A 16167-nucleotide genomic window follows, 5' to 3' on the forward strand; every position below is an offset into this window, starting at 1 on the left:
GTGACGGACGGAACGAAAAAGGGCGGCCGCTGCTGCGACCGCCCCTTTTCCAAATGTATCCCGGAAGGACTTAGAGCCACTTCCAGCCAAAGACTTCCTTGGCACCCGACAGCAGGAACGTCGGCAACGCAGCCACAAAGGCACAGCCCAGCAGGAGGTATACGGACAGGCTTGTGGTGCCTAGAACGAAGTGCCCCAGTGGGGTGAAGACCGCGATTGCAGACAGCGCCAGCGACAGAGCCACAGCCATCAGCAGTTTCGGGTTGCCAAACGGCGACTTGCGGAACAGCGATGTATTGGTGCGAGCGTCAAACACGTGCCACAGCTGGGCAAACATGATGGTCACAAAGGCCATTGTTTGCGCGGTTTCAAGACTAAGACCAAGGCTCAGACCTTCCTTGAACGCGAGATAGCTGACAAAGCCAACCGCAAGGCCGCGCACCAAGATCCGCTCTTTCAAACCACCAGCAAAGATGTCTTCGTCTTTTGCCCTTGGTTTGCGCTCCATGATATCGTCGTCGGCTTTCTCAAAGCCAAGCGCCAGAGCAGGGATACCATCCGAAACCAGGTTCACCCAAAGGATCATCAGCGGCGTCAGCGGCATCAGCGGATCGGCACCCATCAACATGAACGCAAAGAGGATCGTCGACACCTCGGCCACGTTTGCGGTCAACGCCTGACGCACGAACTTCAGCAGGTTGTCATAGATCCGACGACCCTCTTTCACCGCTTTCACGATGGTCGAGAAGTTGTCGTCCAACAGCACCAACGCGGCACTGTCTTTCGCCACCGAGGTGCCGGCAATGCCCATGGCCACACCGATGTCCGCGGTCCGCAGCGCTGGCGCGTCGTTCACGCCGTCACCTGTCATTGCGGCCACTTCGCCGGTGTTTTGCATCGCCTTCACGATCCGCAACTTGTGTTCCGGTGTCACACGGGCAAACACAGCCGCATTAGGAACGATACCTTCGAGGTCCTTGTCGCTCATCGCGTCGAGTTCAACGCCTGTGTGCACGGTCTGGTCGTCGCGGGTTTTGATGCCGATTTGCTCAGCAATCGCTTGGGCGGTGACCGCGTGGTCGCCAGTGATCATCACCGTACGGATACCAGCCGAAGTAGCATCTTCCACGGCGCCTCGCACTTCAGGGCGCGGTGGGTCCATGATGCCATGGATACCGATCAGAATGATGTTCTGCTCCGGATCTTCCGGATCAAACGTCCCATCGTCAGTCTGACGGAAGGCAATCGCCAACGTACGCAACGCGCGGCCGCCAAAGTCCTCGATCACGCCCTCGACCTGAGCGCGGATCTCGTCGGTCAGCTCGTGCAACTCGCCGTTCAACCAAACACCTTTAGCGCGCTTCAGGATCACATCAGGCGCACCCTTAGCGATGAGGAAGTTCTCACCATTTGGCAATTTTGTGTGCACGCTCATCATCTTGCGAGTGCTGTCAAACGGGAAGGCTTCCATCGTTTGCACTTTGCGTTCCTGCAAACGCGCACGCGACAGGCCAACCTTGGCCGCAGCCACGACAAGCGCACCTTCGGTCGGGTTGCCCTGCACCGCAGGACGACCGTCTTTGGTGATCAACTCGGCGTCGTTGCAATAGGCAGAGATGTTGAGCATCTGGCGCAGGTCGAATTCCTTGCGGATGTCGGCCACGTTGCCGTCCGCATCGACGAATTCACCGTTGGGGTCAAAGCCTTCGCCGCTCACGTCCCAGGTCTTGCCACCGGCCCATGTGCGCATCACCTGCATCTGGTTCTGCGTCAGGGTGCCGGTTTTGTCCGAGCAGATGACCGAAGTCGTGCCCAGCGTTTCAACCGAAGACAGTTTGCGGGCCAGCGCATTGTTGGCCACCATCCGCTGCGACCCGAGGGTCAGAACGATGGTCACAACAGTTGGCAGACCTTCAGGAATGGCAGCCACCGAAAGCGAAATCGCGGTGTTCAGCATTTCGGTCACATCCATGCCCTGGAAGATGCCGATACCAATCACAATCGCCACAACGCCCAGCGCAGCCGCGATCAGCACTTTGGAGAGTTTCTCGATGCGGATTTGCAGCGGCGTTTTGGGGTCTTCAGCGGTCGCCATCAGGTGCGCGATATGGCCCACTTCGGTCGCCATGCCGGTGCCTGTGGCGATGCCCTCACCGGTGCCGTTGGTCACTTTTGTGCTCATAAAGCCCATGTTCAGGCGGTCGGCCAGCACGATTTTCTCGTCGTCAATCGGCAGCGTATGCTTGTCGACTGGCTCGGATTCTCCGGTCAGCGCGGCTTCATCAACGGCCAGTCGCGCCGCTTCGGTAAAGCGCACGTCGGCGGCGATGATGTCGCCTGCCTTAAAGCGCATCAGATCACCGGGCACGATGTCCGCGGCAGGGATTTCCACCCAGTTGCCGTCACGCTTCACAAACGCCAACGGCGCGGACATTTCCTTGAGTGCGGCCAGCGATTGCGCGGCGCGGAATTCCTGCATGAAGCTGATCAGAGCATTCAGGATGACGATAACGGCAATGGCGACCGCATCCACATAATGCTGGGTATAAAATGAAATCGCCGCACCGATCATCAGAATGATAAGCAGCGGGCTTTTGAACTGTTCGATAAACAGCAAAATTGGGGAAACGCCTTTGGTGTCTGCAAGACGGTTTGGGCCGACTTCTGCAAGCTTCCGAGTGGCTGCCTGCGTGGACAGACCGGTCTTTGGATCACTGGCGAGTGTTTCGGCCACCTCCTGCGGAGCTTTTGTCCAGGGCGCTAAACTGCCGCTGAGGTCTTGTTTTTGATTTGTGGCTGAATCGTTCATCGAAATTCTCCAGAACGGAAATTGGGGAGTTTTGGTATGGCCTCCCGGCTAACCGGGAGACCATTCAATTTTCAAATAATCAGCTGGCGACAAGCTTCAACTCTGTCACGGATTCAGACACAGTAGTGCCTGTTTCTCCGCGCAAAGCCGCCTGCACGTCTTTCAATGCGCAGATGATGGCACGTTTGCCGCTGGCGCGGGCAAAGTCCTGAGCTGCTTTGACTTTCGGACCCATGGAGCCGCCGGGGAACCCGAACTCGTCCATCATGTCAGGCGTGGCTTCGCGGATCGCTTTCTGATCCGCAGTACCCCAATCGAGGAACACAGCTTCGACATCGGTGGCGACCACAAACACGTCGGCATCAATCTCGGTCGACAACATCGCAGAGCAGTTGTCTTTGTCGATCACGCATTCTACGCCAGTCAGGTGACCTTCGCGGTCATACATGGTGGGGATACCACCACCGCCGGCCGCAATCACAACCGCGCCTTGATCCAGCATCCATTTGATTGGACGCACCTGGAAAATCCGCTTGGGTGCTGGCGATGGAACCACGCGGCGCCATTTGTCGCCATCCGGCTTGATCGCCCAGCCTTTTTCATCGGCGTTTTTCTTGGCTTCTTCTTCCGAATAAACCGGTCCTATGAATTTGGTCGGATCTTCAAATGCGGGATCTTTCGGATCCACTTCGACCATGGTCAGAACAGTGGCGAGCGGCTTTTCGAACGGCAAAAGGTTGCCCATCTCCTGTTCGATCATATAGCCGATCATGCCCATCGTTTCGCCAACCAACACGTCCAGTGGGTATTCGTCCACTTCGGTATAAGCAGCTTCCTGAAGTGCTAACAAACCAACCTGCGGGCCATTGCCGTGGGTTACGACCAGTTCATGTTCCTGTGCGAGGGGGGCGAGGCTCTCTGCCGCAATCCGCACATTCTCGCGCTGGTTCTCCGCCGTGAGAGCTTGCCCACGGCGAAGAAGCGCGTTGCCACCAAGGGCGACGACAACACGCATGATTTATGCTCCCAAAGTAGCGACGAGGATCGCTTTGATGGTGTGCATACGGTTCTCGGCCTGCTCAAACGCGATGTTTTTGGGGCTTTCGAACACTTCTTCAGTCACTTCCAGCTCGGTCACGCCAAATTTGTCAGCGATGTCCTGACCCACTTTGGTTTCCGTGTTGTGGAACGCAGGCAGGCAGTGCATGAACTTGACGTTGGCGTTGTTGGCTTTCGCCATCAGGTCTGCGTTCACCTGGTAAGGCATCAGCAGTTCGATGCGATCTTTCCAGACTTCGGCTGGCTCGCCCATGGAGACCCAAACGTCTGTGTGGATGAAGTCGACGCCGTCAACCGCGTTCACATCATCCGTGATGGTGATGCGCGCACCAGTTTCAGCAGCGATATCCTGCGCCATTTTCTGGATGTTGTCTTCGTTCTGCAGTTCTTTCGGTGCGATGATCCGCACGTCACAGCCCATCATGGCGCCGAGGATCAGCAGGGAGTTACCCATGTTGTTGCGAGCATCACCCACATAAGCATAAGCAATCTGGCTGCGTGGCTTGTCGGCGTGCTCCATCATGGTCAGCATGTCGGCCAGCATCTGTGTTGGGTGCCAGTCATCGGTCAGACCGTTGTAGACCGGAACGCCCGAGTAATCTGACAGTTCTTTCACCAGTTCCTGCGAAGAGCCGCGGTATTCGATCGCGTCAAACATCCGGCCCAAAACGCGCGCGGTGTCTTTCATCGACTCTTTGTGGCCGATCTGGCTGCCGGCGGGGTCAAGATACGTGACGTTGGCGCCTTGATCGTATGCAGCGACTTCGAAAGCACAACGGGTGCGAGTCGAGGTTTTTTCAAAGATCAGACAGATGTTTTTGCCTGTCAGGGCCTGCTGCTCGGCGCGGGCATATTTGGCCCGCTTCAGATCACGTGCGAGGTCCAGCAGGAAGAGCATTTCGCGCTGGGTGAAGTCAGCAATTTTCAGGTAGCTGCGACCGCGAAGATTAAAAGCCATGGTATTGGTTCCTTTGAATGTGTGTATTTGGTTTGATTTGAATTAGACGGCGTCACGTTCCAGCGGGCAGGTCATGCAGTGTCCGCCCCCGCGACCGCGGCCAAGCTCTTGGCCATTGATGCCGATCACTTCGACGCCAGCGTCTTCCAGTAGTTTGTTGGTAAAGGTGTTGCGGTTGTAGCCAACGACCACACCGGGCTCGAGTGCCACAACGTTGTTACCGTCGTCCCACTGTTCGCGCTCGGCTTGGAATTCGTTGCCGCCTGTGCCGATCACCTGAAGCTTGTCCAGACCCATTGCGTCTTTGTAGACGTCGAACAGATCGCCTTTTTCCTTTACAACGCGGCCGTCTTTGTATGCCGAGAAGCACTGGATTTCGGAGCAAACTTCGTGGAAGGCGGTTACCTTGTCCACGTCAAGGCAGCTGAACACGGTGTCTAGGTGCATCGCGGCGCGCGATTTTGGCATCAAGCATGCAACAACACGCTCAGCGCCACCTTTTTCAAGAAGGGCCTGCGCCACTTGCGAAAATGCCTGACGGGTGGTGCGTTCGCCCATACCGATCAAAACAGTGCCGTTGCCGATTGGCATGACGTCTCCACCTTCAACGCTGGCGCGCTGGAAGTTTTGGTCATCGTTGCCCCACCAGAATTCGAATTCTGCTTCGGTGAACATTGGGTGGAAGTTATATACAGCGCGCTGGAACAGAGTTTCCGGCTGACGCGCAGGCCAGTACATTGGGTTGACTGTTACGCCGCCATAGATCCAGCAAGACGGGTCACGCTGGAACAGAGCATTTGGTACGGCTGGCACCAGAAACTCGCTGCGAGGCAACTCAGACTTGAGGAAATGTGTCATCTCGTCTTCGGGGATGTCATCGATGATGACGCCACCCAGAAGTTGACGCGCCAGGTCTTTGCCGGACTTGTCTTTCAGCCATGGGTGCAGAGTTTTGGCAACGCCTGGACCGATGTTGTTTGGAGTGATGATACGGTCCAACACAAAGTCTTTTGCATCGTCGCTGTGGTCGAACGCTTCCGCCAACAGGTCCTGTACGTCATACACTTCTGTGCCACGTTCACGCATTTTGGTTACAAAGTCGGCGTGGTCGCGACGGGCTTGTTCAACCCAAAGAACGTCGTCAAACAGCAGCTCGTGACAATTGCCTGGGGTCAGACGGTCGTGCGCCAGAGAGGGACGTGACACCATGACTTTGCGAAGTTTACCAACTTCGGAATGCACACCAAATGTCATTATTTCATCCTTTCGAAAGATTTCTTGTTACGCCACCGACAAAAAATACGAACGGTGACTGGGGAGTACTAAGGGAATTGAATGGGTGGGACCGTGGCCCCACCCAAGGGCCGTTGAGCTTGGCGTTAGCTTGTGATTGCGCCAACACTCAGGAATACGGCGATGATCACTGCCAGGATCAGAACCAGCGGACCGACAAACCGGAGCCAGCGATCGTAAGGCACGCGGCCGATGGCCAGGCCACCCATCACAACTGCGAAGGTCGGGTTGAACAAGTTCACCAGGCCGTTTGCAGATTGGTACGCGGTCACAACCAGTTCACGACCCACACCAGCAAAATCTGCCAGCGGCGCCATCACAGGCATGCTGAGAGCAGCAAGACCGGAGGAAGACGGCACGAGGAAGGACATCAGGAACTGGATACCGAACATCACGTTGATGAACATAAATTCGGACAGGCCAGAGATCATACCCTCTGCAGAGAACAGAATGGTGTCGGTGATTTTACCGGCATCCATGATGACAACCACACCACGCGCAACACCGATGATCAGAGCAACGCCGAGAAGGTCACGGGCACCGTCAACAAAGGTTTCCACAAAGGTGCCTTCGTCCATGCGGGTTTCTTCAGCGAATTTGCCAACAAACCAAACAACGATCGACATCACCAGGAACAGGCCGGACATTTCGTCCATCCACCAGTCCAGAGACACAACGCCATAGATCATGATCGCAAAGCTCAGGCCAAACAGGGCCAGGATCAGCTTACGAACACCGGTCAGCTCTGGCATCGCGCCATCGTCAGCGTCGGACAGGAAGTGCGCGCGGTTCTCTTCGGTACGGCTCGCAATCAGCGAAGCGGACGGATCGGCTTTCACTTTGGCAGCATAGCGCATGACAAAGATGATACCGGCCAGCAAGCTTGTGCCGAGGATCGCAACGCGCAGCATCAGACCGTCGGTGAACGCAATGCCTGCACCGTCAGATGCGATTACGGTTGCGAACGGGTTGAAGGTAGAGCCCAAAGTACCGATTCCGGCACCCAGCATGATAACAGCCACAGCGGTCAGCGAGTCATAACCGGCGCGAATGAACACGGGGATCAGCAAGGCGTAGAAGGCCAACGATTCTTCGGCCATACCATACGAGGTACCACCAGCGGCGAACGCGATCATCATGATCGGGATCATCCACTGCTCCCGGCCTTTCAGTTTGGCCAGCAGTCCGCCGATTCCTGCATCAATTGCACCGGTTTTCGTAACCACCATCAGGAAGCCCCCGATGATCAACACGAAAAGCGAAACGTCGATAGCAGCGTAGAAGCCTTGGAACGGCGCCAGGATGACATCCACAATGCCCTGAGGGCTTGCTTCGACACCTGCGTAGGACCCGGGCACTGGTGCCATGCGTCCCATTTCTTCGCTCATTTCACGAGCGTACTCACCCGCCGGCACGATCCATGTCAGTGCGGCGACCACAGCAATAAGCACAAACAGGATTGTGAATGCTGTGGGGAATTTGAACTTGGTCATTGTCCCCTCCTTGGGAAAACTTTTGAGTTCGATTGCGTTTCGACAGCGGAGTTAATGTGCCTGCAACGCAATTGCAAGTATTTCGATTGTATTTTCACATCATTTTGCTAGCATTTTGATTGCAAGCAACGCAAGCCTCATAGGCTATAAGACGCCGATCACTCAAATCGGGCCTACTTCTTTGATTTAACTATGTTTATCCGCTTCGTCAGAATGTCGAAGCCTCAACAGGCAAAGCTAGCGCGTATTTCTGTGACCAATCTGCCAAGAGTGTGCGAAAGTTAAGTGTCTGTTAACACCCATATAGGCACATCGCCCACTCATCCAATGCGTCAACACCAAAAAAACGGAAAATAATAGAGCAAGCTTAAGCGCCCTAAGATGCTCATTTCAATAGAAATTTGATCCAGATCAAGTGAGTTTGAAAAGATCCTTACAAATCAAGACCGTCACTGCGCACCAGACACTTTTGCTCCACGGCAAGAATCCGCCGCTCCAGATCCAGCAACCGACATTGCAGCCCTTCACTTGGCGTCGGGTTCTCCGCTTTCAACGAATCCAGCAGTTCTTGCAACGATTTCCTGAATTCCGGGCCACCTTTTCGGATCCCGCCAACGGATTGACGCAAAAGCCCCTCAAACTGCTCTTCAATCCGCAGATTTACGGCCTTTGTCTTCCCCTGCGTGGCGGTCATGTTGCTTCGCTCCATCTAGAACGGCGGGTCCTTGCCTTAAATCACACACCAATAGTATGTAAATTGATTGCAATTTGCAAGCGCAGCTAACGGGAACGTGTGCAGACGTCAAAAAGGCGCCACAAGGGCGCCTTCTACGAATTCGATTCTGGTGCGGGGCTTTATGCCCCTTCCAGCTTCCGCAACCGCTGCTCTATTTCACCAAACATCGCCCGGATCTCCGTCGCTGGCAGGAACTGTTCCAGAGAATCACCTTCGCGCGCACCAATCGAGGCTTCAATTGTCGCGAACCGGTCATCAAGTTCCTTGGCCGGGATATAGGCCTCGCTCTCTTCACCCGCCATGCCAAGCCGCTTCTCGATACGCGCGAACCGCGACAAGACCTCGGGAGCCGCCACAAACCGATCATTGGCATCCTCAAGTGCGGCCTGCATTTGAGCTTCCAGAGCGTGCATTTTCTCTTCAATGTGCTCAGGCATCACGCCCGCGCCACCATCTATCGACGCTTTGTGAACCAAACGCTCCAACTCTCCGAAACGGGCATGAACCTCATGCGCCGGGACATAGGCGGCGGCGTTTTCATCATCAATCAGCGCTCGCAACGCCTTGCGAAACCCGGGACCACCATTGCGAATTCGTGCAAACGCATCCCGCACCAACTGTTCGTACTCGTGCTCAATTCTCAAATTGATGGCTTTTGTCGAGGGCATGCTGGCGCTCCTGTTGCCGTGGCTTTGCGAGGCAAATTCTAGCAATTCAGTGGTAAAATGCAATGAAAAAGGCATGTGGACTTGGAAACAAACACACCCTGCCCTGCCCAGTGAGCGCACATTGCAGTTGCAGCCAAGCGTGTTACCTTCAGGCCGCAAATTCAGAGGAAAGAAATGTCGTCAGCCTCCTACGCGGATCGATCTCTTGAGCGCGCGGATGCTCAGGCAGAGCAACTCATTGGCGTAACCCGCGTTGCCGTGGCCGCAGTTTTGTTGGCCTTCATGGCTTTCTTCGTGCGACGCACAGAACTGCCGTCCATCATGGACCAATCCGCGGTCATTTTGTCGGTCACTATAATGACAACCTATTTCCTGATCGGGGTGGCCTCGATCACTGTGGTGCGTGCCGGTTTGTTCAAACCCTGGATGCCTTGGGTGTTTGGCATGGCCGATGTGTTGCTGGTTTTGGGCAACATGTATTTCACTTCAGACATCCGCGGCACCAACCCATCGATTGCACTGGCCTCGCCCGCGTCATTCTTCGCCATTCTGGTATTTGTGTCCCAATTGTTCCGGGTTCGCCTGCGTCTTCAGATTGCCCTGACGTTGTGCCTGTTGATAGGGCTGTTCACCTTGACCCTCGTGGACGCCGACATATTGCTGTCTCCTCTGGACGAAGCTTATCTGATAGAAAACTACGAAAGTCAGCCCAACATCGCCCGATTGGTGATCGTGGCCATGATCGGCGTCGTCTGTATCGTGGCGGTCTGGCGCACCCGGCTAATGGTGCACGACATCGCCCACAAATCCGAGCAAAGCCGCAACACCTCCCGGTTCCTTCCGTCCGAGTTGCGCGGCGACCTCAGCGATCAACGTCTGCACCAGCTGCAACAGGGCCGCTCGGTGGATGTGGTGGTGATGTTCGTCGACATTCGCGGCTTCACCGCCCAATCTGAAAAAATCGGCCCGCGTAACACCACGAAATTACTGAGCGGGTTTCGGGAATTCGTTCTGTCTAGCACACAGACCCACGGGGGCGTGGTGGACAAATTTATCGGCGACGGTGCGCTTTTGGTGTTTGGCCTGAACGATCCTGTCGACGTCGCCGCTCTCAACGCGCTCAAGGCTGCCACCGAACTCAGCACAGCCATCGCCACGTGGTCAAACGAACGCGCCGCCTGCGGCGAGCATCCGGTAGACGTGGTGATCTGCATACACACCGGACCTGTGATCGCGGGTGCCATCGGCGGCGACCGTCATCTGGAATTTGGTGTATTTGGCAGCGTCGTGAACGAAGCATCCCGCATTGAAGGGCTGGCCAAACAACAAGATTTGCACATTGTGGCCTCTGAACCGGTGTTTAAGGCCGCCGCCCTACCCCCAACCGGCTGGCACGACTTTGGCACAACCGTACTGCGCGGTAGTGCCGACCCCGTCCGGCTGTTTGGCAAAGACCCCGTCACCCCAGATCCGTGACCGCTACGCCTCTGATTGTGGCTGCCGCCGACCAATGGCGAGCCCATTGATCTACACGCGCCCATCAGTTGCTGTCACGTTTCAAGTACCGATATACCTTACTTGCACGCATCTGCGAGGCCTCCTAGGTGTTGACAACTTCAGGAGGCGAACCCTTTGAAACCACGCACCATTTTTCTGGCGACCATTGTGGCGCCCCTGCTTTTGACCATGGTGGCGCTTGGCTTGTTCCGTCTCGCGGCTCAGGCTCGGGAAACCAACGCGCTGACGGTTTTGCCACCCGTATCCGGACGCGCTGTGTCCACGTCCGAAGGGTCAATCTTTGTCATCGAACGTGGCCCAAGTGCGGGCACGCCGCTCCTGTTTGCACATGGCACTGCCGCTTGGTCCGGCCTTTGGCTTCCAACACTGGATCATATGGCCTCACAGGGGTTTCACGCGATCGCCTACGATCTGCCTCCCTTTGGCTTCTCGCATCCCGCCGCCGATGGCGATTACAGCCGCCCACGTCAGGCCGAACGCATCATCGCGCTGGTTCAGGCGCTCGACACAAGACCCATCGCCATTGGCCATTCAGTCGGTGCCGGTCCGCTCGCGGAGGCGGTGATGAAGCGCCCCGATTTGTTTGACGGCTTTGTGGTTGTCGATGGCGCCATCGCGCTCAACAGCCATCTCGCGCCCAAAACAAACCCAATCTGGTTGCGCTCCGCAGGCCTGCGTCGCCTTCTCACCTCGGCCACCCTGTCCAACCCGCTTTTGACCCGGCTCTTTCTGCGCAATTTCATGTCGGTGAAAGACGCGGCCACCCCTGATGTGGTGCAAACTCTCAAAGCGCCGCTCAGCAGAAAAGGCTACACCGCCGCCGCCGCAGACTGGCTGCCGCAGCTGTTTGCCACGCCGCTCAACGCCCACAGTACGCGCCCGGAACCTTGGCAGGCCCTGCCGCTGCCATTGGCGCTGATCTGGGGTGAAACCGACACCATCACCCCGCTGTCCCAAGCCCACGACCTGCAAGCCGCCACCCAAGGCGCAGCGCTCACGATCTTGCCGGACGTCGGGCATATCCCGCAAATCGAAGCCCCCGAAGTCTTTTGGCAGGCGCTTCTGGATGTACTAAGACAGATGACGCAGGAGACATAACGTGAAAACCCTTGCCCGAAGAACCTTTCTCGCCGGTCTTGGCGGCGCCGCCGGCTGGATTGCCGCCCAAAAACTGCGGCCCAATCTGCCCGTCAATGACGGCACCGCCCGTATTGTTCCCGCCAGCGGCCCGCAAATCATGAACGACGCCAGCGAGCTTTCGCAAACGCCGGTCCACAAACACATCATCCTGTCCCAGGATCCGGACGCGGCCCTGATCAATGCCATCCGGGAGGAACTCTCCGAGGCCAAATCCGCAAACCGCCCCCTGAACGTCGGCGCCGCACGCCACTCGATGGGCGCCCAAGCGATTCCGCGCGACGGCACCGCGATCACCTTTGACAACGGTCTGGTCGAGATCGACAGCCTAGCCCAAACCTACCGCGCCCACGCCGGCGCCCGCTGGTCGCAGGTCATCGCCGCGCTGGATCCCGCGGGCCTGTCGCCCATGGTGATGCAGTCCAACAACGATTTCGGCGTTGCCGCCACCTTTTCGGTCAACGCCCACGGCTGGCCCGTGCCCAAAGGTCCGATGGGGTCCACCGTGAAATCCCTGCGCATGGTGCTGCCTTCTGGTGATCTCGTGACCTGCTCGCCATCCGAAAACAGCGACCTCTTCAACCTTGCGATGGGCGGCTACGGCCTGATCGGCGTGATCATCGATCTGGAGGTCGAAGCCGCCCGCAACACCCGCCTTGTGCCCAGCTTTGAGGAAATGGCCGCCAGCGATTATGCCGCCGCCTTTCAGCGCGCCATCAATGATCCCGACGTGACGATGGCCTACGGGCGGCTCAACGTCGAACGCGCCGACTTCTTCACCAAAGCTTTGCTGATCACCTACCGCGAAACCGAGGACCAAGACGCCCTGCCCGCCGCGACCGGCTCCGGTTGGATGTCCCATGTCGCCAGCCGCATCTATCGGGCGCAGCTTGGTAACGAGCCGGCCAAATCCTTCCGCTGGTGGAATGAGACCACGCTTGGCCCGATGCTTGGCAGCGGTGAAACCACACGCAACGCGCTAATCAACGAACCAGTGGTCACGCTGGACGACGGCGCCTCTGAACGTGTCGACATCCTGCACGAATACTTCATCGGCTTTGATCAATTTGATGCTTTCCTCGCGGCCTGCCGCGATGTCATTCCCGCCTCCTATCAGGAATTTCTGAACGTCACTCTGCGATATGTCGCCCAAGACGATCAGAGCGTGCTCAGCTACGCCAGCGTGCCCCGCATCGCGGCGGTGATGTCCTTCAGTCAGGAACTCACCCAACGCGGCGAGGCCGACATGGCCCGCATGACGCAAGCCCTAATCGACCGCATCGTGGCCGCAGGCGGCGCCTATTATTTGCCCTACCGCCCCCATGCGCGTCTGGACCAACTGAGCGCCGCCTACCCCGGAGCCGCGCAATTCGCCCGCCTGAAACGTGAGCTGGATCCCGATGGTCTGCTCCGCAACAACCTTTGGGACAGCTATCTGGAGCACCTATGACACGCCTTCAATATCTCGCGCTTGGTTATTTCGTCGCTTTGATGATTGCGGCCTCGATCAACTACATTCCTGGTCTCACCGACGCCGACGGGCTGGCCTTTGGCATTTTTGCGCTCGATCCCTATGACGACGCCTTGCACGTCGCCTCGGCACTTTGGGCGCTGGCGGCTGGGCTCATTTCACACAAGGCCTCCCGCACATTCATGATCCTCTTCGGCGCGGCCTATCTGGCGGACGGCGTGTTTGGCATGTTCACCGGCTATGGTTTCCTCGACATGGGCATCTTCACCCACGCCTCGCTTGGTCTCGATCTCTCGCTGGGCCGCTTCCTTGCAAACCTGCCCCATCTTGGCCTTGGCGGACTGGCTATTGTCGCCGGCTTGCGGGCCCGCACAGCATGAAACGCCTGTTGCGATGGGCCTTGCGCGGCAGCCTGTGCCTCGTGCTTTTGCTGGCGCTGCTGTTGTCGCCGGTGGCCTATGTGGAAACCATGTGCCGCGGCGACGCCGCAGCGACAGCCTACACGCCAATCCTGCCACCCGAGGATCACCGCCCCGAATCCCGCACGCTGATGACCTATCCGGAATGGCACATCGTGCATGCCTATGATGACTACGCCACGGTGATCACCACCAATGACCCGCACGACTTCGGCTTTTTCTCCGCCATCGGGGGGTTTTGGTCGTCCCTCTGTGATCTAAGCCGCCAATCGGCCCATCTTGGTCCCGTCGATAGCGGCACCAAACAAATGGTCTATGTGATCGGGGTAAGCTTCACCGCCGAATTGGCACTCAAGGCGCTTTATGAGGAAACTTTTGGCCGCGTAACAACATGGATTCGCGGGTCAGACCATGCCGCGCTGGACACACTGACCGCGCACCAAGCCGCCGAGTATGCGCAATTCCTGCAACAAGTGCCGTGGTACAAATGGCACTTTAGCGAAGACGCCACTGCCCTCGCCGCCACGCCATCCGAAGGCTTTCGCGACACCGAACGCCGACTGGCAGTTGGCCTCGAATATCGCGCCAAGGCAGCTTACGCCGGTGTCATCGCCCAAGCCGTGGAAAACGTCGGCGCTGACGCTTTGACACTGCGGATGGTGGTTGACGCCAAAGGGCGCGACCTCGCGGCTTACGACGCGGTCGAAGTCGTTGGCAGCTCTGATGCCCTAACAATTCTGCAAACGCCGCGGTACCGCACCCTGACCCACTTGCTTGCCGAGATGGCCAAGGACGGCGTGCAATTTATCGAAATCGCGGGCAATGATGATATCATGTTCACCACCATCGCTCCGTCTTCACAAACACAGGACGCCATTTCCGTCATGCCGCGCCAAGGTCACACTGACTATCGCCATATTCAAATGGTCAAAGTCCCCGATCTGGCGCAAGCGCTGCGGAATTTGAACGCGCGCGGTCATCGGCTGGAACATATCCATGACTATTAGGCAGCTCTCTATAGGTCTGCCCATATTGATCTGCGGCTGGCTCGCAGTACTGGTCGGCATGGGCTTTGTCTCTGACAGCGCCCCCGCCCAGATGATCCTGTTCCCGCCCTCAGGTCTGATACCAAGCCTCGCCCCCGATGTGGCGATCATCGACAGCAGCCTGGTCAGCGTCACTGTGGCCTCAACCGGATCGGATTTCGTGAAATCCCTCTACGCGGCCGGCGCGCTCTTGGTGCTGCCCGCAGGCCTTCCGGGATGCAGCGGAACAGTCAAACGCAGCTAACAAAAAACCGCGCCCGTTAGCGCAACCATCAATCGCTTGACCCTCCTCATCTCGCTGCCTAGGGTCACCCCATGCCTGTACACACGCTTGACCACGCCAACATCCGCACCACCAATCTTGAGGCCATGATCGCCTTTTATGAGCAGGTGCTGAACATGACCAACGGCCCTCGCGCGGATTTCGATTTTCCGGGCGCTTGGCTTTATCTGGGGGACAACGCCGTTGTGCATCTGGTGGGTGTTGATGGCAATCCGCAAACAGACGGCGATCTCGCGCTTGAACACGCCGCGTTTCGCGCCACGGATCTGGCCGCGTTTGTCACCGGTCTGAAAAACCACGACGTCGACTACTTTTTGGGTTTTCCGCCCGGCGTGCCCATAGTGCAAGTCAATATTCACGATCCGGACGGCAATCACCTGCACGTCGACTTTCACATCGACGAACTTGAGGCCGCTGGCCTGTCCCGCTGAGTCTTTTTGGTGAACGCGTCGCGCGGTGCGGCAATCACAAGGCGGGTCAAAAACCGCACCGTCGCGATACCGACGTCATACCGACGCTTTGCCGACAGGTGTTTTCTGCTGATTCCCCAAAGTTAACGCGTGCCCTCACCGGTGATCCGTACGTGCGTTGCCAGCTTCGGCACGGGGTGACCGGACAGCTTGAGATTAGAAATCTGGCCGTGAGCCGGATCGGCGTCTTCAGTGCACAGCGTCTGTTGTAGCTGTCATGTCGCACTGCGTCTTGGGCCAACCCTGTGCTTCAGCCTGCGCCACCACTCCAAGCGCCATCGCAATCGCCAAAACCACAAGTTTTACATTTTGTTGCTGTCTCACTGCCCCGCTCCTCTTACGTCACATCGTCACGGCAACACGCCCGTTGCCCCTATCTCCGAAATCCAGAAAAATTGAGAATCTTTCCGGCACATTACCTTGAAAACTAAGGTGTAATTCCGCCTCTATCACGCTTCCCGACAATACCAGCACCGGTTCAAACGCGGTCAGCGCCGCGTCCGGAACCGCAGCACCAGACAACGTGACGGGCGCCTGAGAGGTGTTGAACAGTGTCAGTGTCACAACAACACCACCGCCCCGCGCGACGCGCCCTTCGGCCGCCACAGTCAGCGGCAAATGGCTGTGTCCGTCATGCGCCGCTGCCGCTACCGGCATTGCCAGTCCGGCCACTATGAAGGCCCGTCTTGTGAGCATGGTCCATTCTCTCCTTGGATACTGAAACGCCTACTCCGCGTATTTCCGTCGTACAAAGTTTTTTTTGTTTTTGCCGATTTTGGACTTGCAGCCCTGACCGACTCTTTATAT

Annotated in this window: 16 protein-coding genes; 7 read left to right on the plus strand and 9 right to left on the minus strand. The window is 57.3% G+C overall.

Annotated elements, in window-relative coordinates; all coding sequences use genetic code 11:
• Positions 1-70 precede the first annotated feature (70 nt).
• The 7 genes from PG871_RS16400 to PG871_RS16430 form a co-directional block, all read right to left on the minus strand.
• Positions 71-2809, minus strand: a complete 2739-nt coding sequence (locus PG871_RS16400; protein ID WP_270731165.1) for a cation-translocating P-type ATPase — start codon at positions 2807-2809, stop codon at positions 71-73.
• Positions 2810-2888: 79 nt separating this feature from the next.
• Positions 2889-3824, minus strand: coding sequence for a carbamate kinase (gene arcC / locus PG871_RS16405; protein ID WP_270731166.1), 936 nt, complete (start codon positions 3822-3824; stop codon positions 2889-2891).
• Between the two features lie 3 nt (positions 3825-3827).
• Positions 3828-4826, minus strand: a complete 999-nt coding sequence (locus tag PG871_RS16410; RefSeq protein ID WP_270731168.1) for an ornithine carbamoyltransferase — start codon at positions 4824-4826, stop codon at positions 3828-3830.
• 42 nt (positions 4827-4868) lie between these two features.
• Complete coding sequence (locus PG871_RS16415) at positions 4869-6080, minus strand: arginine deiminase (RefSeq protein ID WP_270731170.1); 1212 nt, start codon at positions 6078-6080, stop codon at positions 4869-4871.
• A 125-nt stretch (positions 6081-6205) separates the two neighbouring features.
• Positions 6206-7612: a YfcC family protein gene (locus PG871_RS16420; RefSeq protein WP_270731171.1), complete on the minus strand. Its 1407-nt coding sequence runs from the start codon at positions 7610-7612 to the stop codon at positions 6206-6208.
• Between the two features lie 433 nt (positions 7613-8045).
• Complete coding sequence (locus tag PG871_RS16425) at positions 8046-8306, minus strand: hypothetical protein (RefSeq protein ID WP_270731172.1); 261 nt, start codon at positions 8304-8306, stop codon at positions 8046-8048.
• Positions 8307-8467: 161 nt separating this feature from the next.
• Positions 8468-9016, minus strand: coding sequence for a hypothetical protein (locus tag PG871_RS16430; RefSeq protein WP_270731173.1), 549 nt, complete (start codon positions 9014-9016; stop codon positions 8468-8470).
• Between the two features lie 174 nt (positions 9017-9190).
• On the opposite strand from PG871_RS16430, the gene PG871_RS16435 reads away from it, so the two are divergent.
• The 7 genes from PG871_RS16435 to PG871_RS16465 all read left to right on the plus strand — a co-directional run bounded on the left by PG871_RS16435 (position 9191) and on the right by PG871_RS16465 (position 15321).
• Positions 9191-10492 (plus strand): adenylate/guanylate cyclase domain-containing protein, encoded by a 1302-nt coding sequence (locus PG871_RS16435; protein ID WP_270731175.1) that lies wholly within the window; start codon positions 9191-9193, stop codon positions 10490-10492.
• Between the two features lie 156 nt (positions 10493-10648).
• Complete coding sequence (locus PG871_RS16440) at positions 10649-11632, plus strand: alpha/beta fold hydrolase (RefSeq protein ID WP_270731176.1); 984 nt, start codon at positions 10649-10651, stop codon at positions 11630-11632.
• 1 nt (position 11633) lies between these two features.
• Positions 11634-13121 carry an FAD-binding oxidoreductase gene (locus PG871_RS16445; RefSeq protein ID WP_270731177.1) on the plus strand — a complete coding sequence of 496 codons (1488 nt, stop codon included), beginning with the start codon at positions 11634-11636 and terminating at the stop codon, positions 13119-13121.
• A complete protein-coding gene (locus PG871_RS16450; RefSeq protein WP_270731179.1) occupies positions 13118-13522 on the plus strand; it encodes a DUF4383 domain-containing protein in 405 nt (134 codons plus the stop codon). Before PG871_RS16445 ends, PG871_RS16450 begins: the two co-directional genes overlap by 4 nt.
• Positions 13519-14568 carry a hypothetical protein gene (locus PG871_RS16455; RefSeq protein ID WP_270731180.1) on the plus strand — a complete coding sequence of 350 codons (1050 nt, stop codon included), beginning with the start codon at positions 13519-13521 and terminating at the stop codon, positions 14566-14568. The genes PG871_RS16450 and PG871_RS16455 overlap by 4 nt, the downstream gene beginning before the upstream one ends.
• Complete coding sequence (locus PG871_RS16460; RefSeq protein WP_270731182.1) at positions 14558-14851, plus strand: hypothetical protein; 294 nt, start codon at positions 14558-14560, stop codon at positions 14849-14851. Before PG871_RS16455 ends, PG871_RS16460 begins: the two co-directional genes overlap by 11 nt.
• A gap of 71 nt (positions 14852-14922) precedes the next feature.
• Positions 14923-15321 (plus strand): VOC family protein, encoded by a 399-nt coding sequence (locus PG871_RS16465; protein WP_270731184.1) that lies wholly within the window; start codon positions 14923-14925, stop codon positions 15319-15321.
• A gap of 228 nt (positions 15322-15549) precedes the next feature.
• Here PG871_RS16465 and PG871_RS16470 read toward each other — a convergent pair whose 3' ends face one another.
• Both PG871_RS16470 and PG871_RS16475 read right to left on the minus strand, forming a co-directional pair.
• Positions 15550-15684, minus strand: a complete 135-nt coding sequence (locus PG871_RS16470; protein ID WP_270731185.1) for a hypothetical protein — start codon at positions 15682-15684, stop codon at positions 15550-15552.
• An 18-nt stretch (positions 15685-15702) separates the two neighbouring features.
• Complete coding sequence (locus tag PG871_RS16475; RefSeq protein ID WP_270731186.1) at positions 15703-16056, minus strand: hypothetical protein; 354 nt, start codon at positions 16054-16056, stop codon at positions 15703-15705.
• Positions 16057-16167 lie beyond the last annotated feature (111 nt).

The organism is Shimia sp. Alg240-R146 (assembly GCF_947331465.1).
Classification (GTDB): domain Bacteria; phylum Pseudomonadota; class Alphaproteobacteria; order Rhodobacterales; family Rhodobacteraceae; genus Shimia.

Bases quoted from the DNA above. Each gene is read 5' to 3' on its own strand.
- arcC (WP_270731166.1), bottom strand. From the start codon at position 3,824: ATGCGTGTTGTCGTCGCCCTTGGTGGCAACGCGCTTCTTCGCCGTGGG.
- PG871_RS16410 (WP_270731168.1), bottom strand. From the start codon at position 4,826: ATGGCTTTTAATCTTCGCGGTCGCAGCTACCTGAAAATTGCTGACTTC.
- PG871_RS16475 (WP_270731186.1), bottom strand. From the start codon at position 16,056: ATGCTCACAAGACGGGCCTTCATAGTGGCCGGACTGGCAATGCCGGTA.
- PG871_RS16415 (WP_270731170.1), bottom strand. From the start codon at position 6,080: ATGACATTTGGTGTGCATTCCGAAGTTGGTAAACTTCGCAAAGTCATG.
- PG871_RS16465 (WP_270731184.1), top strand. From the start codon at position 14,923: ATGCCTGTACACACGCTTGACCACGCCAACATCCGCACCACCAATCTT.
- PG871_RS16450 (WP_270731179.1), top strand. From the start codon at position 13,118: ATGACACGCCTTCAATATCTCGCGCTTGGTTATTTCGTCGCTTTGATG.
- PG871_RS16455 (WP_270731180.1), top strand. From the start codon at position 13,519: ATGAAACGCCTGTTGCGATGGGCCTTGCGCGGCAGCCTGTGCCTCGTG.
- PG871_RS16420 (WP_270731171.1), bottom strand. From the start codon at position 7,612: ATGACCAAGTTCAAATTCCCCACAGCATTCACAATCCTGTTTGTGCTT.
- PG871_RS16430 (WP_270731173.1), bottom strand. From the start codon at position 9,016: ATGCCCTCGACAAAAGCCATCAATTTGAGAATTGAGCACGAGTACGAA.
- PG871_RS16460 (WP_270731182.1), top strand. From the start codon at position 14,558: ATGACTATTAGGCAGCTCTCTATAGGTCTGCCCATATTGATCTGCGGC.
- PG871_RS16400 (WP_270731165.1), bottom strand. From the start codon at position 2,809: ATGAACGATTCAGCCACAAATCAAAAACAAGACCTCAGCGGCAGTTTA.
- PG871_RS16435 (WP_270731175.1), top strand. From the start codon at position 9,191: ATGTCGTCAGCCTCCTACGCGGATCGATCTCTTGAGCGCGCGGATGCT.
- PG871_RS16425 (WP_270731172.1), bottom strand. From the start codon at position 8,306: ATGACCGCCACGCAGGGGAAGACAAAGGCCGTAAATCTGCGGATTGAA.